This window comes from Bordetella tumbae, assembly GCF_054780995.1.
Genome location: NZ_BAAGVG010000022.1, coordinates 82,419 through 102,331, shown reverse-complemented (window position 1 = coordinate 102,331; position 19,913 = coordinate 82,419). Strand labels below are relative to the sequence as shown.

Genomic DNA, 19,913 nt, shown 5'->3' with positions numbered 1-19,913 from the left:
ATGAGTCTATTCGCCGAGCTCACGACCAGCCTGAACGCCGTCCGCCCGGGACGCACGCGCATGCGCAATTACGATGCGCCGCTGGTGCTGGCGTCCGTGACGCTGCTGTTGCTCGGCCTGTTGATGGTCTATTCGGCGTCGATCGCCTTGGCCGACGGGCCTCGCTATGCCTCATATGGGCGGTTCTATTTTGTGATCCGCCATGGTTTGTTCCTCGCGGCCGGCCTGATCGCAGGCGCTGTCGCGTTGTCGATGCCCATCCGATTCTGGCAGCGCATGGCGGTGCCGGGATTCATGGTCGCGTTGGCCTTGCTGCTCGCCGTGCTGATTCCGGGTATCGGCCGTGAAGTCAACGGCGCGCATCGCTGGATTCCGCTAGGCCCGTTGAATTTTCAACCGTCGGAAATGATGAAGCTGTGCGCCTTGCTCTACGCCGCCGATTACACCGTGCGCAAGCAGGAATACATGCAGTCTTTCGTGCGGGGCTTTTTGCCTATGGCGTTTGCCTTAGGTGCAGTGGGCATGCTGTTGTTGCTGGAGCCCGATCTGGGGGCGTTCATCGTGATCGTAGCGATCGCGATCGGCATCCTGTTTGTCGGGGGCATCAACGGTAAATACTTCAGCTGCCTCACGGGCGTGATGGTCGGGACTTTTCTCCTGTTGATCTGGTTGTCGCCGTGGCGGCGCGCGCGTTTGTTTGCCTATCTGGATCCCTGGGACGATGCCAATGCGTACGGCAGCGCCTATCAGTTGTCACACTCGCTGATCGCATTGGGCCGTGGCGAATGGTTTGGTGTCGGCCTGGGTGCCAGCGTAGAGAAATTGCATTACCTGCCGGAGGCGCATACCGACTTCTTGATGGCCGTCGTGGGCGAAGAGCTGGGTTTCGCCGGCGTGTTGCTGGTGTTGTTCCTGTTTGTCGTCATTATTCAGCGCGGTTTTGATATTGGCCGGCAGGCCATCGCCATGGAGCGTACTTTTGCCGGCTTGGTCGCGCAGGGTGTCGCCATCTGGATCGGTGTACAGGCATTCATCAATATGGGCGTCTGCCTGGGGCTGTTGCCGACCAAGGGGCTGACACTGCCGTTGATGAGCTATGGCGGCTCGGGCATTGTGATGAATCTGATTGCGCTGGCCATTTTGCTGCGGGTCGATATTGAAAATCGCATCATGATGCGAGGGGGGCGTGTATGACGGCGCCCACTATCCTGATCATGGCAGGTGGCACGGGCGGACACATCATGCCCGGTTTGGCCGTCGCGCAGATTCTGCGCGAGCGCGGTTGGCGCGTGCTGTGGCTGGGTAATCCTGACAAAATGGAAGGCCGCCTGGTGCCTTCCCGTGGATTTGATCTGGTGCCGATGCGCTTTCAGGGCGTGCGCGGGCGTGGCCTCATGGCACTGCTCAAGTTGCCGTTCCTGTTGGCGCGCGCTTGCATGCAAGCCTGGCAGCGTTTGTCGCAGGTCCGTCCCGATGTGGTGCTGGGCATGGGCGGGTATGTCGCCTTTCCTGGCGGCATGATGGCGTCGTTGCGTGGCATGCCTTTGGTGGTGCATGAGCAAAATGCGGTAGCCGGTACCGCCAATCGATGGCTGGCCAAGCGTGCCCGCCGGGTGTTGAGCGGTTTTCCGAATGTACTGCCGCGTGGGGAAGTCCTCGGGAATCCAGTGCGCCAAGATCTGTGCGCACTGCCTGAGCCTGCTGCGCGTTATGGCGAGCGTACCGGGCCGTTGCGAGTTCTGGTCGTGGGAGGCAGTCTCGGGGCACAAGCGCTGAACACCGTGTTGCCGCGCGCGCTGGCCCTGATCGAGCCGCAATCCCGTCCGGAGGTCACGCACCAAGCCGGCGAACAACATCTGCAAGCATTGCGTGACGGTTACGCCCAAGCGGGTGTGCAAGCGGATTGCCGCGATTTTATTGACGACATGTCAGCGGCGATGAGCCAGGCTGACGTGTTGATTTGCCGCGCGGGCGCGATGACGGTGGCCGAGGTCGCGGCCGCCGGTGTGGCGGCGTTGTTTGTGCCGTTTCCGCATGCCATCGATGATCACCAGACTGCCAATGCCCGCTTTTTGAGCGATGTGCAGGCCGCCTGGCTGTGCTCGCAACCCGAACTGACGCCTGAGTGGCTGGCTGAGTGGTTACGCCAGCGCACGCGTCCTGAACTCCAGTCCGTGGCGGAACGGGCGCGTCATCATGCGCGTCCACAAGCTGCGGCAGATATCGCCGATGTCTGCGAACAAGCAGCGAGGCGCGCAACATGAAACACAGAATCCAGCATATTCATTTCGTCGGTATCGGCGGTTCGGGCATGAGCGGCATCGCCGAGGTGCTGCTGAACCTCGGCTATACCATCAGCGGCTCTGATTTGAGCGAGTCGGCGGTCACTCGCCGTCTTGCTTCGTTGGGGGCGGCGGTCGCCCTCGGCCATACGGCCTCTAATGTTGCCGGTGCCGATGCGATCGTGACGTCGACGGCAGTCGCCGGAGACAACCCCGAGGTTATCGCGGCACGCGCCGCAGGGATTCCGGTGGTGCCGCGCGCCATCATGCTGGCTGAACTGATGCGCTTGAAGCGCGGGATTGCTGTGGCGGGCACGCATGGCAAGACGACCACGACGAGCCTGGTTGCCAGCATATTGGCCGCCGGCGACCTGGATCCGACGTTTGTGATTGGTGGCCGCTTGAACTCGGCGGGCGCCAACGCCCGGTTAGGACAAGGCGAGTACATCGTGGTCGAGGCCGACGAATCTGACGCCTCGTTCCTCAATCTGTTGCCGGTCATGGCGATCGTGACCAATATCGATGCCGATCATATGGACACCTATGGTCACGACGTCGCGCGTCTGAAAAGTGCGTTCATCGAATTCACACAACGCCTGCCGTTCTATGGCAGCGCCGTGTTGTGCGCGGATGATGCGAACGTACGCGAGATCATGCCGTTCGTGTCGCGGCCGATTACGACTTACGGGCTGAGCCCCGATGCGCAGGTCCGGGCTGAAAATGTGCAAGCCGATGGCACTCGCATGCGCTTTACCGTGCTGCGTCAGGATCGTGATGTGTCATTGCCGCCCTTGAACGTGGAACTGAATCTGCCGGGCCTGCATAACGTGCGCAATGCGCTGGCTGCCGTGGCGGTCGCGACCGAATTGGGTGTGGACGATCAGGCGATTTGCCAGGCTCTTGCATCGTTTACGGGTGTGGGCCGCCGTTTTACGCAAACGGGTGATTTCGCGGTGCCTGCGGCGCATGGCGGCGGAACGTTCACGGTGATCGACGATTATGGTCATCATCCCGTGGAAATGGCCGCCACATTGGCCGCTGCGCGGGGCGCCTGGCCGGATCGGCGCATCGTCTTGGCTTTCCAGCCGCACCGCTATACCCGTACACGCGATTGCTTCGAAGACTTCGTCCGCGTGCTGGGCAATGCCGATGCGGTATTGCTGACCGAGGTATATGCCGCAGGCGAGCCGCCGCTGGTGGCGGCCGACGGCCGTGCCTTGTCGCGTGCGCTGCGTGTCGCGGGACGCGTGGAACCCCTATTTGTGGAAGACGTATCCGAATTGCCGCAAGCCATTGTGGACTTTGTGCGTGACGGTGACGTTGTGGTGGTCATGGGCGCTGGCTCGATCAGCAAAGTGCCCGGCTTGGTAGGAGAGTTGGCATGAGCCAGACGGCAAAACAGCTCATCGATGTGAAGGCCCTGGGCAAGGTTGGCGTCCTGTATGGAGGCCGATCTGCCGAGCGTGATGTGTCGATCATGTCTGGTCAAGGCGTGCATCAGGCCTTGCAGAGCGCGGGCGTCGATGCGCATCTGTTCGACACGGGCGAACGTTCGCTGGCGGATGTGGCAGCAGCGGGCTTTGATCGCGTATTCATTGCCTTGCACGGCCGCTATGGCGAAGACGGCACCTTGCAGGGGGCGTTGGAATTACTGGGATTGCCCTATACGGGCAGCGGCCCCATGGCGTCCAGCTTGGCCATGGACAAGACCATGACCAAGCGAGTGTGGTTGCAGTATGGCTTGCCCACACCGGCCTTTGAGTCGCTCGACGCGCAATCCGAGTTGCGCACCGTTCCGGATCGTCTCGGTTTGCCGTTGATCCTGAAGCCGCCGCATGAGGGTTCGACCGTCGGTATTACCAAGGTCGTGGGCTATTCCGACATGAAAGAGGCCTATGCGCAGGCAGCACGTTTTGATGACGAGGTCCTGGCCGAGCAATTCATCGTCGGACGCGAGTTGACCGTGGCCGTGTTGGGCACCGGGCGCGCAGCGCACGCTTTGCCAGTGATCGAGATCGTGGCGCCAGGCGGCAACTACGACTACGAGCACAAATACTTTTCCGACGAAACGCAGTATTTTTGCCCCGCCAATTTGCCCGACGAAGTGGCGCGTCATGTTGAGGACATCGCCGAGCGTGCCTATCGCGCGCTGGGTTGCGCCGGCTGGGGGCGTATTGATTTCATGCTGGATGCGAACAACCAGCCATGGTTACTGGAGGCCAATACCTCGCCGGGGATGACCAGCCATTCGCTGGTCCCCATGGCTGCCAAGGCAGTAGGTATGAGTTACGCCGAATTGTGTGTCGCTATTTTGTCCGAGGCTTCGTGCAAGGTGCACAGCCCCGCCCGTCAATCGTAATTTGAATCGGAATCTTCTGTGTGGAACGACGCTCGCACCACCAACCTGATTGCCAACACGCTAGCCGTGCTGGCAGTGGTGGCCATGCTCGCGGCATGCGTAGTGTGGATCGGGCATCGTCCGTACTTTACGTTGTCGGCGCTCGAACTGGAGCCGGCTCCCGACACCGAGTTGCACTACGTATCTGCCGAATCCGTGCGCGCAGTGATAGCCCATCGATTCGACGGGAACTTTTTCACCGTGAATCTGGACGAAGCCCGCGAAGTGTTCGAATCGGTGCCCTGGGTACGTCGCGCATCGATCCGGCGCATCTGGCCTGGAACCTTGCGTGTGCAGATCGAGGAAGAGCAGCCGCTGGCGCTGTGGAACGAAAACCAGATGATCAACACCTGGGGCGAAGCGTTCACAGCCAATACGGGCGAGCTCGACGACGATACGGAATTGCCGCAGTTCTCCGGGCCCGAGGGCACAGAGGGGCTGGTGGTGCAGCGTTACGCCGAATTGGCCCGCTGGTTCGCGCCGCTGGATTTACACGTGCGCGAACTGGACTTGAGCCCGCGTTATGCCTGGAAGGCCACGATGTCCAACGGTTTGGTGCTCGATCTGGGCCGCGATCCGGGTGCCGATGCGCCCGACCCGCATGGCGTGCCCGGCGCGCTGCCGTTCGCGGCTCGTATCCAGCGGTTCGTGCAAGCCTGGCCGGCAGTCATCAGCCGGCTCGAGGGCCGAGGCGTGACACAGGCCGACCTGCGTTATCCCAATGGGTTCGCCCTGGCTCTGGCGCCGCTGCCAGAAGGGCAACCGAAATCGAAATCTTCATCCACATCTTCAAAGAAGCGTTAACGCCATGACCCGTGACATCAAGGACCTCATCGTCGCCCTCGATATCGGCACTAGCAAAGTAGTGGCCGTGGTCGCCGAAATCCTGCCGGAAGGGCGTTTTGAAGTGCTCGGCCTCGGCCAGCACGAATCGCGCGGCATGCGCAAAGGCGTGGTCGTCAATATAGAGACCACCGTCAACTCCATTCAGCGGGCACTCGAAGAGGCCGAACTGATGGCCGACTGCAAAATCCGCGACGTCTATACCGGCATCGCGGGCAGCCACATCCGCAGTTTTAATTCGAGCGGTATGGTGGCAGTCAAAGACAAGGAAGTCACTGCGACCGACGTCGCACGTGTGATCGAGACGGCCAAAGCGGTGAACATCCCCACCGATCAACAAGTGCTGCACGTGTTGACCCAGGAGTTCATCGTCGATGGCCAGGAAGACATCCGCGAACCCATCGGCATGAGCGGTCTGCGCCTCGAGGTCCGCGTGCATATCGTCACTGGTGCCGTCAGTGCGGCACAAAACATCGTCAAGTGCGTGCGCCGCTGCGGCCTCGAAGTACAAGACCTGATTCTGCAGCCGCTGGCCTCCAGCCTGGCCTGCCTGACCGCCGACGAAAAAGAGCTCGGCGTGGTGCTGGTCGATATCGGTGGCGGCACAACGGATGTGGCGATCTATACCGGTGGTGCGATTCGGCACACCGCGGTGCTGCCGATCGCGGGTGACCAGATTACGAACGACATCGCTGCGATGCTGCGCACGCCAACGCCGGATGCCGAAGAAATCAAGCTGCGTTACGGCGTGGCCAAGCAAGTCCTGGCTCGTCCCGACGAATCGGTCGAGGTGCCGGGGCTGGGCGATCGCGGCCCGCGCCAAGTGAAACGCCAGGCATTGGGCGCTGTGATCGAGCCGCGCGTCGAAGAACTGTTTTCGCTGGTGCAACAAGTCGTGCGGGAGTCGGGCTACGAAGACCTCCTGGCTTCGGGCGTGGTGTTGACCGGAGGCTCTGCACAGATGCCCGGCATGATCGAACTGGCCGAGGACGTGTTCCTCAAGCCCGTGCGCGTGGCAACGCCCGAGTACGAAGGCAGCCTGTCCGATGTGATGCGCAATCCGCGTTTCTCGACCGTGATGGGCTTGTTGCAAGAAGCGCGCATGCAGCGTGTGCGTGGCCGCAAAGTCGCTGCACAAACGGGCAACTTCAAGAGCCTGCTGGCTCGTATGAAGGAGTGGTTCATGAATTGATCAAGGGGCAGACCGGGGCCTGCTCCTGGCTTGATCCGTCGCAAGACGGCGCAGGCCGAATAGGGGAGACGCTTCAAACCCGTTGCGGATTATCCGATCGGCGTCGGCTTTGAAGCGATTCACAAAAGAAAGCATAGGTTGTTGGGGAATTTTTGTGATTTGCATATCCAGACTTGTGAGGGAGTCATCATGATGAACTTTGAAATGCTTGAAAACAACGCCAAAGGGACCGTTATCAAGGTCGTGGGTGTTGGGGGTGCAGGCGGCAATGCCGTCGCGCACATGATCCGCAGTGGCGTCAACGGCGTGGATTTCATCTGCGCTAACACCGACGCCCAAGCGCTGGCCGCAACCAACGCGCCGGTGCAGATTCGCCTGGGCCGTACCGGCCTGGGTGCTGGTGCCAAGCCTGAACAAGGCCGCGCATCGGCAGAAACCGCACGCGAAGAAATCCGTTCGGCTTTGAACGGCGCTCACATGGTGTTCATCACTGCCGGTATGGGTGGTGGCACAGGAACGGGTGCCGGTCCGGTGGTGGCGGAAGTCGCCAAAGAGCTGGGCATTCTGACCGTGGGCGTCGTGACCAAGCCCTTTACCTTCGAAGGCAACAAGCGCCTGAAGATGGCTGAAGACGGCATCAACGAGCTGGCCAAGCACGTACATTCTCTCATCGTGGTGCTCAATGAGAACCTCTATGAGCTGATGGACGAGGACGCTACGCAAGAAGATTGCTTCAGGTCCGCCGACGATATTCTGCACAATGCGTGCGCCGGTATCGCCGAGATCATCAACGTCGAAGGCAACGTGAACGTTGACTTCGAAGACGTCAAGACGATCATGGGCGAACAAGGCCAGGCCATGATGGGTACGGCGACCGCCAGCGGTGCCGATCGTGCCCGCGTGGCAGCCGAGCAAGCCATCGCTTGCCCGCTGCTCGAAGGCGTGGACCTGAATGGTGCTCGTGGCGTGTTGGTCAACATCACGGCCAGCCGCACGCTGAAGATGCGCGAAACGCGCGAAATCATGGAAACGATCCGCAGCTACGCTTCGGACGACGCGACCGTGATCTTCGGTACGGCCTACGATGAGTCCATGGTTGACAGCCTGCGCGTGACGGTCGTTGCCACCGGCCTGGGCCGTAGCATTGCTGCACCGAAGCTCGTGCAAAACGTGGCCGAAGGCCTGCGTACCGGTACCGACAACATGCCTGTGATGGGCGGGATGACGGGCCAGCAGGGCGACTACCGCAATCTGGACATGCCCTCGGTAATGCGCAACCCGCGCACCCAGGCATCGGCCCAGGTGCGTGCTCTGGAAAGCTCGGGGATGGATCACTTCGATATCCCGGCATTCCTGCGCAAGCAAGCGGATTGATGTTGCGTTAACCGGGCTGGGGAACTGGCCCGACTCCCTCAGCGCCGGCCCGTTTCCCCTGACGGGCCGGACGCCGGGCGGTGTGCGCTCGAAAGTTTTGTCTTGCTTTCAATACCGTCCGATAGCAGGTGTAATGGGTTCGGTACAGTGGGGCAGATGTGTCGGCAGATGTATCAAAGGCGTGGCGCAGGGCGCCTGCCGGGGTTACAATATGATCTTATGCCGGTGATTTCATTGATTTTTGCCGGCTAGGCTCTAGCACAAATAACTATGTTTCGACAGCGCAGTATTCAGAATCTCGTCCGCACAACAGGCGTAGGCGTCCACTCGGGACGTCGGGTCGAGCTCACTCTGCGTCCTGCCGAAGCCAACACTGGTATCGTCTTTCACCGAGTCGATCTGCCGCAGGTCGTGGATCTGCCCGCGCAGGCTGACGGCGTGGGCGATACCCGCATGGCGTCTGTGCTGCAACAAGGCAACGTCCGTGTTTCTACCGTCGAACACCTGATGTCCGCGCTGGCGGGCCTGGGCATCGACAACCTGCACGTCGATCTCACTGCCGAAGAAGTCCCCATCATGGACGGCAGTGCCGCGACGTTCGTGTATCTGTTGCGCTCGGCTGGCATCGTCGAGCAAAACGCTCCCAAGCAATTCATTCGCGTCAAGAAACCCGTCGAAATCCGCGAGGGTGAGGGCCGCAGCCTGAAATGGGCGCGCCTGGAGCCGCACGAGGGCTTCGCCTTGGCGTTCTCGATTGATTTCCGTCATCCCGCGATCGATTCCACGGCTAATTTCGCCGAGATCGACTTTGCCACGCATTCCTATGTCCGCGAAATCGCTCGCGCGCGGACTTTCGGGTTCGTCAACGAGGTCGAGGCACTGCGTTCGATGGGCCTGGCCCGTGGCGGCAGCCTGGACAACGCCATCGTGATGGACGAATACCGGGTCTTGAACAGCGATGGCCTGCGTTATGACGACGAGTTCGTCAAACACAAAATTCTCGACGCGATCGGCGATTTGTACCTGCTGGGCAAGCCCTTGGTGGCGCGCTACGTCGCCTGCAAATCCGGCCACGGTCTGAATAACCAGCTTGCACGCGCGCTGTTGGCGCAGCGTGATGCATGGGAACTGGTGACTTACGAATCCCAGGCTGCAGCCCCCCAGGCATTCCGCCACGAGTGGAAACTCGCCTGATTATGCGCTGAGCTGTGAGCGGCTCTGCGAGCCGTTTTTCTGCCCCAACGCCTCTATTTGTTCTTGTGGTGCGCCAGCAGTTTGGCGACTGCATCGGCCAGCGGCCCCGGGCGCAGATTCCCTTGTAACGTTTCGAAAGCATCGAGCGCTGTTTCTCCCAGGGGCTGAGCTTCTTTTGGGGGACGGGGCGCTTTTGCCCCAGGGCGGGGCATTCCGGCTTGAACCTTGACGGCAATTTCGTTAAGGTTCCAACCTTGGGTATTGAGTGTTTGTGCAATCCGCGGAGCCAGCTGACGCAGCTTGGCCGCGTGTGCCGCGCTCGGTACCGCTAGTTGCAGCCGAGGGGTTTCCAGCTTGGCCACGACGCAGACAGCGCCGAGCGCTGGCGGTAACACAGCGGCGATAGCATGCTGTATTTGCAGGTGCACGCGCGCCGTAGCCAGCACGCCGGCGCCGCGCGTATCGTGACCCAGCCACCCCAGCGGGGTTTCTCCCCGCCGGCTGGCAGAAGAACGAGAACGGTTTGATGCAGGTCTGTTCATGCCAGCTCAATAACAGGATTTACGTACCTTGAAATTCGTGATTATGCACGCCCGCGAGGGTCAGCCCGGACAACAGGTCCTGGGCGGCGCTCGTTTGTGGCTGGTGCTGGCCGCTTTCCTGGCCACGGCGGCGCTGATTGGCGCCACCGTACAGCGCTACCTTACTCCTATTGCGCCGCCTTCGTATTCTGTCGACTGGGCTGCGTATTCTCCCGGCGGACAACCGGAGCGCGATTCCGCTTTTTTGCGTGAAAACGTAGGGTTGCTGGCAGCAAAGGTCGGCGAATTGCAAGCCAAGCTGGTGGGCATCGACAGCGTCGGGCGCCGGGTCGCCAAGGTCGCCGGAGTGGCTTATACCGATCCTGAGCTGGCCGCGGGCCTGAACGCGCCTGCCAAGGCCGAGCAAGTGATGGATAATCTGTTCACCGACCGTCAGCCGCCGCCTCTGCAAGAGTCGGCCGAATCGCTGGGCCGCCAATTGGATGAGTTGCAGGCGCGCCTGCTCCAGCAGACCGACAATCTGCGTATGCTGGATGTGGCCCTGACGCGCCGCTCGGCAGACCAGGCCCGTCTGCCGTCGACCATGCCGGTCAGCGACTATCCCTTTCTCAGCTCCTCGTATGGGTGGCGCCGCAATCCCGTCACGCACCGGTATGCCATGCACGAGGGCCTGGATTTCGCTGCGCCCTCGGGTACCCCGATTTTGGCGGCTTCCGGCGGTGTGGTGCTCGAGTCGCGTTTTCAATCAGGCTATGGGAATACCGTCGAGGTGGATCACGGCGACGGCATGATCACCCGTTATGCCCATGCTTCGAAGTTGCTGGTCAAACCTGGCGAACTGGTCAGCCGCGGCCAGGAAATCGCTTTGGTGGGCTCGACCGGCCAGTCTACGGGGCCGCATTTGCACTTTGAGGTGCGTCTGGAAGGGCAGCCGCTGGATCCCCGCCTGTTCCTGAAATCCCCGGATGCCACGCGGCCTGTGGTGGCCCAGGCATCTGGTCTGCCCGTTTCCGGGCAGGCAGCCGGTACGGCGACGGGCAGTGCCGTAGCGCGGGCAGGACCGGCGCCGGCTCAGTCCGTGACGCGCTGAGTGCAGGATAACTCCTCCGTCCCAGCGCCTTCAGTTTCCGGCTTGTGCGGCGTGGGCAAACGCCACAAGCGCACATTGCATCGAGTGAACACGGCTCGTTTTATCCGGCTTGGGACCGATACCGCCCAGGTGCGTTAAACTCGATCGTTTCCCAGCGGGATTGCTCCGCTCAACCAAGTAACATTCCGCGCCGAGCGGTACCTGGCCTTTTTTGGGACAGGGAACGACGGCGCTGCCACCGACACGCATGGTTTCTTTGCTCAAAAAACTCATAGGCAGCCGCAACGACCGGTTGCTTAAGCAGTATCGCAAGCTGGTAACCCAGATCAACGCACTGGAATCCAAGACTGCCGCGCTCTCCGATGCAGAGCTCGCGGCCAAGACCGATGAATTCCGCAGCCGGCATGCCCAGGGCACATCGCTTGACGATCTGTTGCCCGAGGCTTTTGCCGTGGTCCGCGAGTCCGGAAAGCGTGTATTCGGCATGCGCCACTTCGATGTGCAGATGTTGGGCGGTATAGCGCTGCATAACGGCAAGATCGCCGAAATGCGTACTGGCGAAGGCAAGACCCTCATGGCGACGCTGCCCGTCTACCTGAACGCGATCGCGGGCAAGGGCGTGCACGTTGTGACGGTCAACGACTACCTGGCCCGTCGCGATGCGGACTGGATGGGCCGCCTGTACGGTTTCCTGGGGATGACCACCGGCGTGGTGGTGCCGCAGCAGCCCAACGACGAGAAGATCGCCGCATACGCCGCAGATATCACCTACGGGACCAACAACGAATTCGGTTTCGACTACCTGCGCGACAACATGGAATATCGCGTCGAAGATCGCCGTCAGCGTCCGCTGGCGTACGCGATCGTCGACGAGGTGGATTCCATCCTGATTGACGAGGCCCGCACTCCGCTGATCATCTCCGGGCAGGCCGAAGACCATACCGAGTTGTACATTCGGATGAATGCCGTGCCGCCGCTGTTGACGCGCATGGCTTCCGAGCCCAAGGCCCACGAACCCGAGCCCGAAGGCGATTTCTGGGTCGACGAAAAGTCCCAGCAGGTCTATCTCTCGGAAAAAGGCCACGAGACTGCCGAGCGTCTGCTGAGCCAACAGGGCATCCTGCCCGAGGGCGAGTCCCTGTACGATCCGCGCCATATTTCGCTGATGCACCATTTGATGGTCGCATTGCGCGCCAATACGCTGTTCTTCCGCGATCAGCAGTATGTGGTGCAAGACGGCGAAGTGGTGATTGTTGACGAATTCACAGGCCGCCTGATGGTGGGCCGTCGTTGGTCCGATGGTCTGCACCAGGCGGTTGAGGCCAAAGAAGGCGTCAAGATCCAGCACGAAAACCAGACGCTGGCATCGATCACGTTCCAGAACTACTTCCGCATGTACGAGAAGCTCTCGGGCATGACGGGGACGGCCGATACCGAGGCCTACGAATTCCAGGAAATCTACAGTCTGGAAACGGTCATCATCCCGACCAACAAGCCGATGATCCGCAAGGATCAAAACGACCAGGTCTTCAAGACGGCGCAGGAAAAGTTCAACGCCATCCTGGACGACATCCGCGATTGCCACGAGCGTGGCCAGCCCGTGCTGGTGGGGACGACCAGCATCGAAAACTCCGAACTGCTGGCCGGCTTGCTCAAGCAAGCCAAGCTGCCGCACGAGGTGTTGAACGCCAAACAGCATGCCCGCGAAGCCGAGATCGTGGCCGAGGCCGGCAAGCCTGGCCACATCACGATTGCGACCAATATGGCCGGCCGGGGTACCGACATCGTGCTGGGTGGCAGCATCGAGAAACAAGTCGATCTGATCCGTGCGGATGAGTCGCTGTCCGATGCCGACAAAGAAACCCGTATCGAAAAAGTTCGTGCCGATTGGAAACCCGCCAACGAGCAGGTAAAGGCTGCGGGCGGTCTGCGCATCATTGGTACCGAGCGCCACGAATCGCGCCGTATCGACAATCAGTTGCGCGGCCGTGCGGGCCGTCAGGGCGATCCGGGCTCGTCGCGTTTCTATCTGTCTCTCGAAGACCCGCTGATGCGGATTTTCGCGGGCGACCGCGTGCGCGCCATCATGGAACGCCTGAAGCTTCCCGAGGGCGAGCCCATCGAGGCAGGCATGGTGACGCGTTCCATCGAGACTGCGCAACGCAAGGTCGAGGGCCGCAACTTCGATATTCGCAAGCAACTGCTCGAATACGACGACGTCTCCAACGATCAGCGCAAGGTCTTGTACGCGCAGCGTAACGACGTGCTTGAGGCCTCGTCGATCCGGACATCCGTGGAAAATCTCGCCGAAGCCGCTGTGACCGATCTGGTTCGCCAGCATATCCCTGCTGACTCTGTCGAAGAGCAGTGGGACGTGGCAGCACTGGAAAAGGCCCTGGCTGCAGATTGGCAGATCGTCTTGCCCTTGACCGAGATGCTGGAGAAAGAGTCCAGCCTGACCGATGACGATATTCTGGCCCGCGTGAACGATGCGGTGCGAGAGGTCTATTCCGGCAAGATCGCTCTGGTCGGTGACGAGCCTTGGGCGCAGTTCGAGCGTTCGATCATGTTGCAGGCGATCGATACGCATTGGCGCGAGCATTTGTCGTCGTTGGATCACTTGCGCCAGGGGATCCATTTGCGCGGCTATGCGCAAAAGAATCCCAAGCAGGAATACAAGCGCGAGGCGTTCGAGCTATTCTCGGGGATGCTCGATCGCATTCGTGACGATGTCGTCCGCGTGCTGTTGACGGTGCGGGTGCAGTCACCCGAGCAGGTCGAGCAGGCCGAGGCCGAGACCAATCAGTCGCACGTGCAGAATGTGCAGTATCACCATTCTGATTACGATGAGGCCTTGGCGAATGCCGACGAGGCCACGCAGAACGAGCAATCGGCTCAGCAGCCGGCACGCAATGTCTTGCCCAAGGTCGGACGCAACGATCCATGCCCGTGCGGTAGCGGCAAAAAGTACAAACAGTGCCACGGCAAGCTGGCTTGATGTCTTTTCCGGCCACTGCCTCTCGATGAGGCATCGTGCACTGGTGAGCTAAACACTGGGGATGGTAAATTGCCATCCCCAGTGTTTTTTTAAGGCGGGCATAGTCATGCTGCATCCCTCTGACGAGACTGAATTCGATCATGCAGTGATCATGGTGCGTGATCGGCTCGATGAGCTGGCGCCGCATTTCGAGGAACAGGGCTTCCTGGTGAGCGATAAATCGGTCCATAACCTGGGATCGTGCAATCGCCTGATTCCGTTGCAAGGCACCTATGTCGAGCTATTGGGTTGGCCACCGGGGGCACCGCCAGCACGCAAGGAAATCGCTGATTCTCCGTTCGGCTTAGAGGCGTTGGTGTTTCGGTCTTTCGATGCGGACGCGACCTATGCGCGTTTACGTGACGAGGGCTTTGCCGTCAATCCTGTGCAAGCGCTGACCCGTCCAGCGGTGGTAGATGGCCGCGAGATGCAGGCGAGCTTTCGCACGGTGCGGTTTGCCGAGCAGCCGTTACCCGGGATTCGGATGTATTTTTGCCAGCATCTCACCCCCGAATGCGTATGGATGCCGACGCTCATGGCGCATCCCAATGGGGCATTGCGTATCCATCAAATCGAGGTGCGAGCCGCTGAGGAGCAGGCGGTGGCCTGGCGCCTGGGGATCATCGCCGATGCCCGAGTCGAAGAGGTCGACACTGGCTGGGATGTGGTGTTGGGCAATCTGCGGCTGAATGTCGTGCATGACGACACAGCATTGATCCCCCGATTGGGACGGTTGGTGCTGGAGTATAAAGACGGCGTGCGCGAGTTGAACGTCGGCGTTTGAGCGCTGAATCTGAGCGGCGAGTTTTCGGAGACCCTGATGAAGGTCGCAGTGCTGGGGGCAGGCGTCGCCGGGGTGGCCGCTGCCTATTATCTGTGGCGTGATGGCCATCAAGTCGTGGTGCTGGATCGCCAAAGCGGCGCGGCACGCGAGACCAGCTTTGGCAATGCCGGCGGGCTATGCCCCAGTTTTGCGGGCCCTTGGGCCGCACCCGGCATGATAGGCAAGGTCTTGAAAATGGCCTTGCAGAAAGAAGCTCCGATTCGTTTCTCCTTTACGCCGAATCCGCGCAAACTGGCTTGGCTGGCGCGTTGGATGGGCAATTGCAATGCAGAACGTTTTCGCGCGAATAAACTGCGGATGCAGCGTGTAGCGCACTATAGCAACGCATGCCTGCAGGATCTGGCCGGTGCGGGGCTGCCAGTCGAATTTGATTATCACCGGGACGGCACGCTGCAAGTTTTTCGCAGTCAATCCGATCTGAAAGTCGTCAAAGGCATCACACAGGCATTGGACGAATATGAGGTGCCGTGGCGTTTGCTGGACGGTGACGAGGCCAGAGCCCTGGAGCCTGCCTTGGCCGGATCTCGCGCGCCGATTGCGGGGGCCTTGTATCTGCCTCGTGACGGCTCGGGTGATAGCCACAAGTTTGCTACGGGGTTGGCTGCGTATTTGGCGCAGCAAGGTGTGGTGTTTCGCTACGACACGCCCGTCGCGGCACTGGTCAAGGCTGCTGACCGCATTCAGGGCGTACGGATCGAGGGCCAGGCCGAGCTATTCAGCGCAGACGCCTATGTGATTGCCCTGGGACCGCAAACGCCGTTTTTGCTGCGTCCTTTGGGTCTGTCTTTGCCGATTTATCCCCTGAAGGGATATTCCATTACGGCGCGTATCGATGATCCGGATCGTGCTCCTCGCGCGGCGCTGATGGACGAATACAACAAGGTCATGATTTCGCGTCTGGGTGATCGCGTGCGGGCTGCGGGGATGGCGGAACTCAAGGGCTACGGATTAGCCGTTGATCCAGGCCGCGTCGCTTTTTTAAAGGGCGTCGTGCGTGAATGGTTTCCCGAGGGCGTGAGCCTCGACGATGCCCAGGCCTGGGCGGGCTTGCGTCCCATGACCCCGGATGGTCCGGCGATCCTGGGCAAGACACGCTACGCGAATCTGTACTTGAACTGCGGTCACGGCTCGAATGGCTGGACGCAGGCGTGCGGTACCGGAAAAATCGTGGCCGATATCGTGTCGGGGCGGCAACCGGAGGTCGACCTGGATGGCTTGACGGCGGACCGATACGCCTGAGCCCCTAGAACGCCCAGCTACCGAACATGAACAGCACGTTGCCATTGCCGCTGCCCCCGGGAATATAGGTGGCGTAGAGCGTGGCATTGCGATATCCCGCAGAGACCAGGGGCAGAATCCCCGGGAACGGAATCCGATTGAAAATATCCGAGCGCGAAGTCAGGAATACGGTGTAGCCGGCGCCAAAACGCCAGTTCTCGCCGGCCCTGCCTATTTTCTGGAATCCGTAGCCGGCCATCGGCTCGATTTTGCTGTGCGAATCCAGAAACGCCATGGCGTAGAGCGCGTGCCAGTCGCCATCTTCGTCATACAGGCTTTTGCCCAACCCGCCGCCCCAGGCGAGTTCATTGAAGCTATCGATTTTCTTTTTGCTGTACGTGGCGCGGTTGTGCCAGGAATAACCTGTCAGATAGAGCTCATTGCCGCCTTCGGTCCAGATCTGGTCGATACGTTGGCAGGCGGACTGAGCCCATGACGGCAGGCTGTCACAGGCAAATACCGAAAAAGCAGGCGAACAAAGCAGGCAGAACAACACTGCCCGGAGTTTCTTGGTCATAGGGACTCCGTAGCAAGGTGAGACGGCAGGTCGAACCGAATACCGCACATCTCACCGTCAAGCGGGAACATGAGGCCGAGCCTCGGGTATTGAATATTTCCGATTTAAGTCAGATACATGATGCGTGTCTCTGATTCAGTTGGGTGCAACGGGATGTTTCTTATTATTCGCGAAGCATACTGAGTGGAGCGGGCAGACGTAGACGCCAGCGTGATGGCATGGCACCGCGCTTTCGAGGCGGAAGTACGCGCAAGCGACCTACAGCAGGAAAACCGTCGCCAGGCCCAGAAAGATAAAGAAACCCAGCGAGTCCGTCGCAAAGGTCAGCAAGACCGAAGAACCCATGGCGGGGTCTTTGCCAAAGCGTGCACGCAACATGGGGACCAGCACGCCGAACGACGCACCGACCAGCATGTTGCAGATCATGGAGGCCATCATCACGACCGCGATGGCAATGGAGTTTGAGATGGCCCAGGCGAATAGCGCCGCCACCACGCTGCCACAGAGGCCAACCATGAACGTGACCATCATCTCGCGTTTGACCAACTGCCACAGGTTGCGGCCGGTAATACGGCCCACGGCCAAGGCACGAATGATCATGGTCATCGTCTGATTGCCCGAGTTGCCGCCGATGCCGGCCACAATCGACATCAGAAACGCCAGGATCACAATATGGCTGACTGTGTCTTCGAATCGTGAGGCGACGAACGAGGCCGTCGCGGCTGTGCACAAGTTGAACAGCAACCAGGGGGCACGGTTGCGCAAGGCCATGGCCACCGGGGCGAAGATGTCTTCTTCTTGCAGACCGGCGCGCGACAGGGCTTGCTCTTGCGAGTCTTCGCGCATCACGTCCACGACGTCCGCGATAGTGACCCGGCCGATCAACCGGCCCTGGTCGTCCATGACGGGCGCCGAGACGAGGTCATAGCGTTCAAATGCGCCGGCCGCGTCCGCATCGGAGTCCAGCGGGTTCAGCGTCAGGAAATCCGTGCTCATGACCGCATGGACTTCGGTCTCGGGCTCGCTGACCAACAGGCGGGACAAGGGCAATACGCCTTGTAATTTGTCCTGCCGGTCGACGACGAACACCTGGTCGGTATGGTCGGGCAGCTCGTGCAGGCGGCGCAGATAGCGCAGCACCACCTCGAGGGTGACATCCTCGCGCACGCGTACCATCTCGAAATCCATGATGGCGCCTACGCTGTCCTCGGGGTAGCCCATTGCCTCGAGCAGTTGCGCACGCTCTTCTTCGGTCAGGCCTTTCTGGACCTCGGCCACCACATCGGGAGGCAGATCGGGGGCCAGGTCGGCCAGCTCATCCGCATCCATGTTGCCCGTCGCGGCCACCAGATCTTGACGATCCATGGCCTCGATGAGCGACTCCCGCACCCAGTCCTCGACCTCGAGCAGCACGTCGGCGTCGTGTTCGGGACTGACCAGCTTCCAGACGGTCTGACGCTCGTCCTTGGGCAAGGATTCGAGAATGAACGCGATATCGGCCGGATGCAGGGCGTCGACCAGGGCTTTGAGTTCGGCCTCGTGCTGGCGATGGACCAGGTCCTCGACCAACGAGGCTTTGTCGTCACCCTGTTCCTGGCGGTGCACGAGGTCTTCGACGAGCTGTTGGCGGCGCAGGCGTTCCTGGACCTCAGCCAAGGCGTGCTGAGCGTCTTCAGGGTCCAGGCGGCGGGGCGGCACGGGCGCGGCGGCGGGCTGCGTCATAGGCTACAAACTTACAGAATAGGCAGGGGGCGGCTGCGCCGGGCTTCGTCAGTGGCAACGTAGGTCAGGACGGCTTCGGTGACCTTGACCACCTCGGCATCCATGCGATTACGTTCGGCATAGACTTCGACAGATACGGTAACCGAAGTTTTGCCTGTCTTGACGATGGTCGTGTAGAAACTGAGCAGATCGCCCACGAATACGGGCTGCTTGAACTGAAACGCGTTGACAGCGACGGTCGCGACACGCCCCGCAGCACGGCGCGCCGCAGGGATCGAGCCCGCAATATCGACCTGCGACATGATCCATCCACCAAACACATCGCCATGAATATTGGCGTCTGAGGGCATGGGCATGACACGCAACACGGGATCCCGACCGGCAGGCAGGGTAGTCGTGAAATCTTTGACGCTAGACATGGGCCGGCTCCAGTCCTGATGAAAACCGGCCGATTATGCAGCAAAACGCATTCCTCTGCGGTGATTGATGGGGATTTTTCGCCGCCGGGCCGCCCCAAGGCGAAAACGCCCCTACATCACCAACTTCACGACTCCATAGCCGCCCAGTACCAGCCAGACATACAAGATCAATCCCAACAGCATGACCTTGGGGCCTGCCTGGCGGATCTGGCCAAACCTCGTTTCGATGCCCAGGGCGGTCATGGCCATGGTCAAGGCAAAGACATCCAGGCGGCGGATGGCAGTGATGACGTCTGCCGGCAGGACGTCCAGGGAATTGATGATGGCCAGAACCAGAAAGCCTACGGCAAACCACGGGATAGGCAAGCGCGTCTTGGCCTGGCCCGGTCCGCTGGCCGAGGCTGCACTACGCAGCCACAGGCCCAATATCAGCAATACCGGCACCAGCAACGCTACGCGGGTCATTTTGACGATGGTGGCCACGTCCGTCGTGGCGGGATCAATATTGCTGGCTGCCCCGACGACTTGGGCGACCTCGTGTACGGTGCCGCCAATGTACAGGCCCAATTCCTGGGGCGTTAGCGCGAGCCAGCCTGCCTGATAGGCTACCGGGTACAGGAACATGGAAAGTGTGCCAAACAGCACCACGGTGGCCACCGCCACGGCGCTCTTGTGGGGGGCAGCACGCAGCGTGGGCTCAAAAGCCAACACCGCCGCTGCGCCGCAGATGGCGCTGCCCGCGGCGGTCAACATCGCGGTATCGCGATCCAGGCCCAGCAGCCGTTGGCCAACAGCAGTCCCTATTAGCAGCGTCCCCACCACGATAATCACCGACACGGCCAAGCCCGGCAGGCCGACGGCGGCGATCTGCTGGATGCTGATGTTCAGGCCGTAAAACGCGACTGCGATACGCAGCAGGCGGCGCGCAGTGAAATTAACGCCCACCGCCCAATCGGCCGGCATGGTGCCACGCAGGAAATTGCCATAAAGCATGCCGCATACGATGCCGATGATCAGCGGCGAAAAACCCAGCTGGCGAATCGCCGGCAGGTCGCTCAGCTGCATCACTGCCACGGTCATCAGCGCAACAAAGAAAACACCATTGAGCTTGTCGCGCCACGGCGTGGCCAGGGGGAGGGTAGTAGAAGTCGACATGGGGGTTGCTGCATAACTTAATAACT

At 60.7% G+C, this 19,913-nt stretch carries 17 protein-coding genes; 12 read left to right on the top strand and 5 right to left on the bottom strand.

Features of this window, described 5'->3' with window-relative positions; translation table 11 throughout:
• The 8 genes from ftsW to lpxC all read left to right on the top strand — a co-directional run bounded on the left by ftsW (nucleotide 1) and on the right by lpxC (nucleotide 9,283).
• A complete protein-coding gene (gene ftsW, locus ACYVI2_RS22420; RefSeq protein WP_415820032.1) occupies nucleotides 1–1,194 on the top strand; it encodes a putative lipid II flippase FtsW in 1,194 nt (397 codons plus the stop codon).
• A complete protein-coding gene (gene murG, locus ACYVI2_RS22415; protein ID WP_415820033.1) occupies nucleotides 1,191–2,264 on the top strand; it encodes an undecaprenyldiphospho-muramoylpentapeptide beta-N-acetylglucosaminyltransferase in 1,074 nt (357 codons plus the stop codon). Before ftsW ends, murG begins: the two co-directional genes overlap by 4 nt.
• Complete coding sequence (murC, locus tag ACYVI2_RS22410) at nucleotides 2,261–3,667, top strand: UDP-N-acetylmuramate--L-alanine ligase (protein WP_415820034.1); 1,407 nt, start codon at nucleotides 2,261–2,263, stop codon at nucleotides 3,665–3,667. Before murG ends, murC begins: the two co-directional genes overlap by 4 nt.
• Nucleotides 3,664–4,641, top strand: coding sequence for a D-alanine--D-alanine ligase (locus tag ACYVI2_RS22405; protein WP_415820035.1), 978 nt, complete (start codon nucleotides 3,664–3,666; stop codon nucleotides 4,639–4,641). The genes murC and ACYVI2_RS22405 overlap by 4 nt, the downstream gene beginning before the upstream one ends.
• Before the next feature lie 18 nt (nucleotides 4,642–4,659).
• On the top strand, nucleotides 4,660–5,484 hold the full coding sequence (locus ACYVI2_RS22400; RefSeq protein WP_415820036.1) for a cell division protein FtsQ/DivIB: 825 nt from the start codon (nucleotides 4,660–4,662) through the stop codon (nucleotides 5,482–5,484).
• A 4-nt stretch (nucleotides 5,485–5,488) separates the two neighbouring features.
• The gene (ftsA, locus tag ACYVI2_RS22395) at nucleotides 5,489–6,715 is read left to right on the top strand and encodes a cell division protein FtsA (protein WP_094819929.1); all 1,227 of its coding nucleotides are present in this window, start codon (nucleotides 5,489–5,491) and stop codon (nucleotides 6,713–6,715) included.
• A 189-nt stretch (nucleotides 6,716–6,904) separates the two neighbouring features.
• A complete protein-coding gene (gene ftsZ / locus ACYVI2_RS22390) occupies nucleotides 6,905–8,089 on the top strand; it encodes a cell division protein FtsZ (protein ID WP_415820037.1) in 1,185 nt (394 codons plus the stop codon).
• Between the two features lie 270 nt (nucleotides 8,090–8,359).
• A complete protein-coding gene (gene lpxC, locus ACYVI2_RS22385) occupies nucleotides 8,360–9,283 on the top strand; it encodes a UDP-3-O-acyl-N-acetylglucosamine deacetylase (RefSeq protein WP_094837321.1) in 924 nt (307 codons plus the stop codon).
• A 53-nt stretch (nucleotides 9,284–9,336) separates the two neighbouring features.
• On the opposite strand, the gene ACYVI2_RS22380 is transcribed toward lpxC, so the two are convergent.
• Nucleotides 9,337–9,825 carry a DciA family protein gene (locus ACYVI2_RS22380; protein ID WP_415820038.1) on the bottom strand — a complete coding sequence of 163 codons (489 nt, stop codon included), beginning with the start codon at nucleotides 9,823–9,825 and terminating at the stop codon, nucleotides 9,337–9,339.
• Nucleotides 9,826–9,868: 43 nt separating this feature from the next.
• On the opposite strand from ACYVI2_RS22380, the gene ACYVI2_RS22375 reads away from it, so the two are divergent.
• The 4 genes from ACYVI2_RS22375 (at nucleotide 9,869) to ACYVI2_RS22360 (ending at nucleotide 16,035) form a co-directional block, all read left to right on the top strand.
• Nucleotides 9,869–10,915: a M23 family metallopeptidase gene (locus tag ACYVI2_RS22375; RefSeq protein ID WP_415820106.1), complete on the top strand. Its 1,047-nt coding sequence runs from the start codon at nucleotides 9,869–9,871 to the stop codon at nucleotides 10,913–10,915.
• Between the two features lie 247 nt (nucleotides 10,916–11,162).
• Entirely contained in the window at nucleotides 11,163–13,913 is a 2,751-nt protein-coding gene (gene secA, locus ACYVI2_RS22370; protein ID WP_415820039.1) for a preprotein translocase subunit SecA, read from the top strand.
• A 106-nt stretch (nucleotides 13,914–14,019) separates the two neighbouring features.
• Complete coding sequence (locus tag ACYVI2_RS22365) at nucleotides 14,020–14,736, top strand: VOC family protein (protein WP_415820040.1); 717 nt, start codon at nucleotides 14,020–14,022, stop codon at nucleotides 14,734–14,736.
• A 33-nt stretch (nucleotides 14,737–14,769) separates the two neighbouring features.
• On the top strand, nucleotides 14,770–16,035 hold the full coding sequence (locus tag ACYVI2_RS22360) for a D-amino acid dehydrogenase (RefSeq protein ID WP_415820107.1): 1,266 nt from the start codon (nucleotides 14,770–14,772) through the stop codon (nucleotides 16,033–16,035).
• Nucleotides 16,036–16,039: 4 nt separating this feature from the next.
• On the opposite strand, the gene pagP is transcribed toward ACYVI2_RS22360, so the two are convergent.
• From pagP to ACYVI2_RS22340, 4 genes are all read right to left on the bottom strand, one after another.
• Nucleotides 16,040–16,591, bottom strand: a complete 552-nt coding sequence (gene pagP / locus ACYVI2_RS22355) for a lipid IV(A) palmitoyltransferase PagP (RefSeq protein ID WP_415820041.1) — start codon at nucleotides 16,589–16,591, stop codon at nucleotides 16,040–16,042.
• Between the two features lie 258 nt (nucleotides 16,592–16,849).
• Nucleotides 16,850–18,313, bottom strand: a complete 1,464-nt coding sequence (mgtE, locus tag ACYVI2_RS22350) for a magnesium transporter (RefSeq protein ID WP_415820042.1) — start codon at nucleotides 18,311–18,313, stop codon at nucleotides 16,850–16,852.
• Nucleotides 18,314–18,324: 11 nt separating this feature from the next.
• The gene (locus tag ACYVI2_RS22345; RefSeq protein WP_094823077.1) at nucleotides 18,325–18,732 is read right to left on the bottom strand and encodes an acyl-CoA thioesterase; all 408 of its coding nucleotides are present in this window, start codon (nucleotides 18,730–18,732) and stop codon (nucleotides 18,325–18,327) included.
• Between the two features lie 111 nt (nucleotides 18,733–18,843).
• Nucleotides 18,844–19,887, bottom strand: coding sequence for a YeiH family protein (locus ACYVI2_RS22340; protein ID WP_415820043.1), 1,044 nt, complete (start codon nucleotides 19,885–19,887; stop codon nucleotides 18,844–18,846).
• Nucleotides 19,888–19,913: the final 26 nt, after the last annotated feature.

What these genes read in the sequence shown, in the direction of transcription:
- ACYVI2_RS22340 (WP_415820043.1), bottom strand. Translation starts at nt 19,887, where the DNA reads ATGTCGACTTCTACTACCCTCCCCCTGGCCACGCCGTGGCGCGACAAG.
- ftsA (WP_094819929.1), top strand. Translation starts at nt 5,489, where the DNA reads ATGACCCGTGACATCAAGGACCTCATCGTCGCCCTCGATATCGGCACT.
- secA (WP_415820039.1), top strand. Translation starts at nt 11,163, where the DNA reads ATGGTTTCTTTGCTCAAAAAACTCATAGGCAGCCGCAACGACCGGTTG.
- murC (WP_415820034.1), top strand. Translation starts at nt 2,261, where the DNA reads ATGAAACACAGAATCCAGCATATTCATTTCGTCGGTATCGGCGGTTCG.
- ftsZ (WP_415820037.1), top strand. Translation starts at nt 6,905, where the DNA reads ATGATGAACTTTGAAATGCTTGAAAACAACGCCAAAGGGACCGTTATC.
- lpxC (WP_094837321.1), top strand. Translation starts at nt 8,360, where the DNA reads ATGTTTCGACAGCGCAGTATTCAGAATCTCGTCCGCACAACAGGCGTA.
- ACYVI2_RS22380 (WP_415820038.1), bottom strand. Translation starts at nt 9,825, where the DNA reads ATGAACAGACCTGCATCAAACCGTTCTCGTTCTTCTGCCAGCCGGCGG.
- murG (WP_415820033.1), top strand. Translation starts at nt 1,191, where the DNA reads ATGACGGCGCCCACTATCCTGATCATGGCAGGTGGCACGGGCGGACAC.
- ACYVI2_RS22365 (WP_415820040.1), top strand. Translation starts at nt 14,020, where the DNA reads ATGCTGCATCCCTCTGACGAGACTGAATTCGATCATGCAGTGATCATG.
- ftsW (WP_415820032.1), top strand. Translation starts at nt 1, where the DNA reads ATGAGTCTATTCGCCGAGCTCACGACCAGCCTGAACGCCGTCCGCCCG.
- ACYVI2_RS22345 (WP_094823077.1), bottom strand. Translation starts at nt 18,732, where the DNA reads ATGTCTAGCGTCAAAGATTTCACGACTACCCTGCCTGCCGGTCGGGAT.
- pagP (WP_415820041.1), bottom strand. Translation starts at nt 16,591, where the DNA reads ATGACCAAGAAACTCCGGGCAGTGTTGTTCTGCCTGCTTTGTTCGCCT.
- ACYVI2_RS22375 (WP_415820106.1), top strand. Translation starts at nt 9,869, where the DNA reads ATGCACGCCCGCGAGGGTCAGCCCGGACAACAGGTCCTGGGCGGCGCT.
- ACYVI2_RS22405 (WP_415820035.1), top strand. Translation starts at nt 3,664, where the DNA reads ATGAGCCAGACGGCAAAACAGCTCATCGATGTGAAGGCCCTGGGCAAG.
- mgtE (WP_415820042.1), bottom strand. Translation starts at nt 18,313, where the DNA reads ATGACGCAGCCCGCCGCCGCGCCCGTGCCGCCCCGCCGCCTGGACCCT.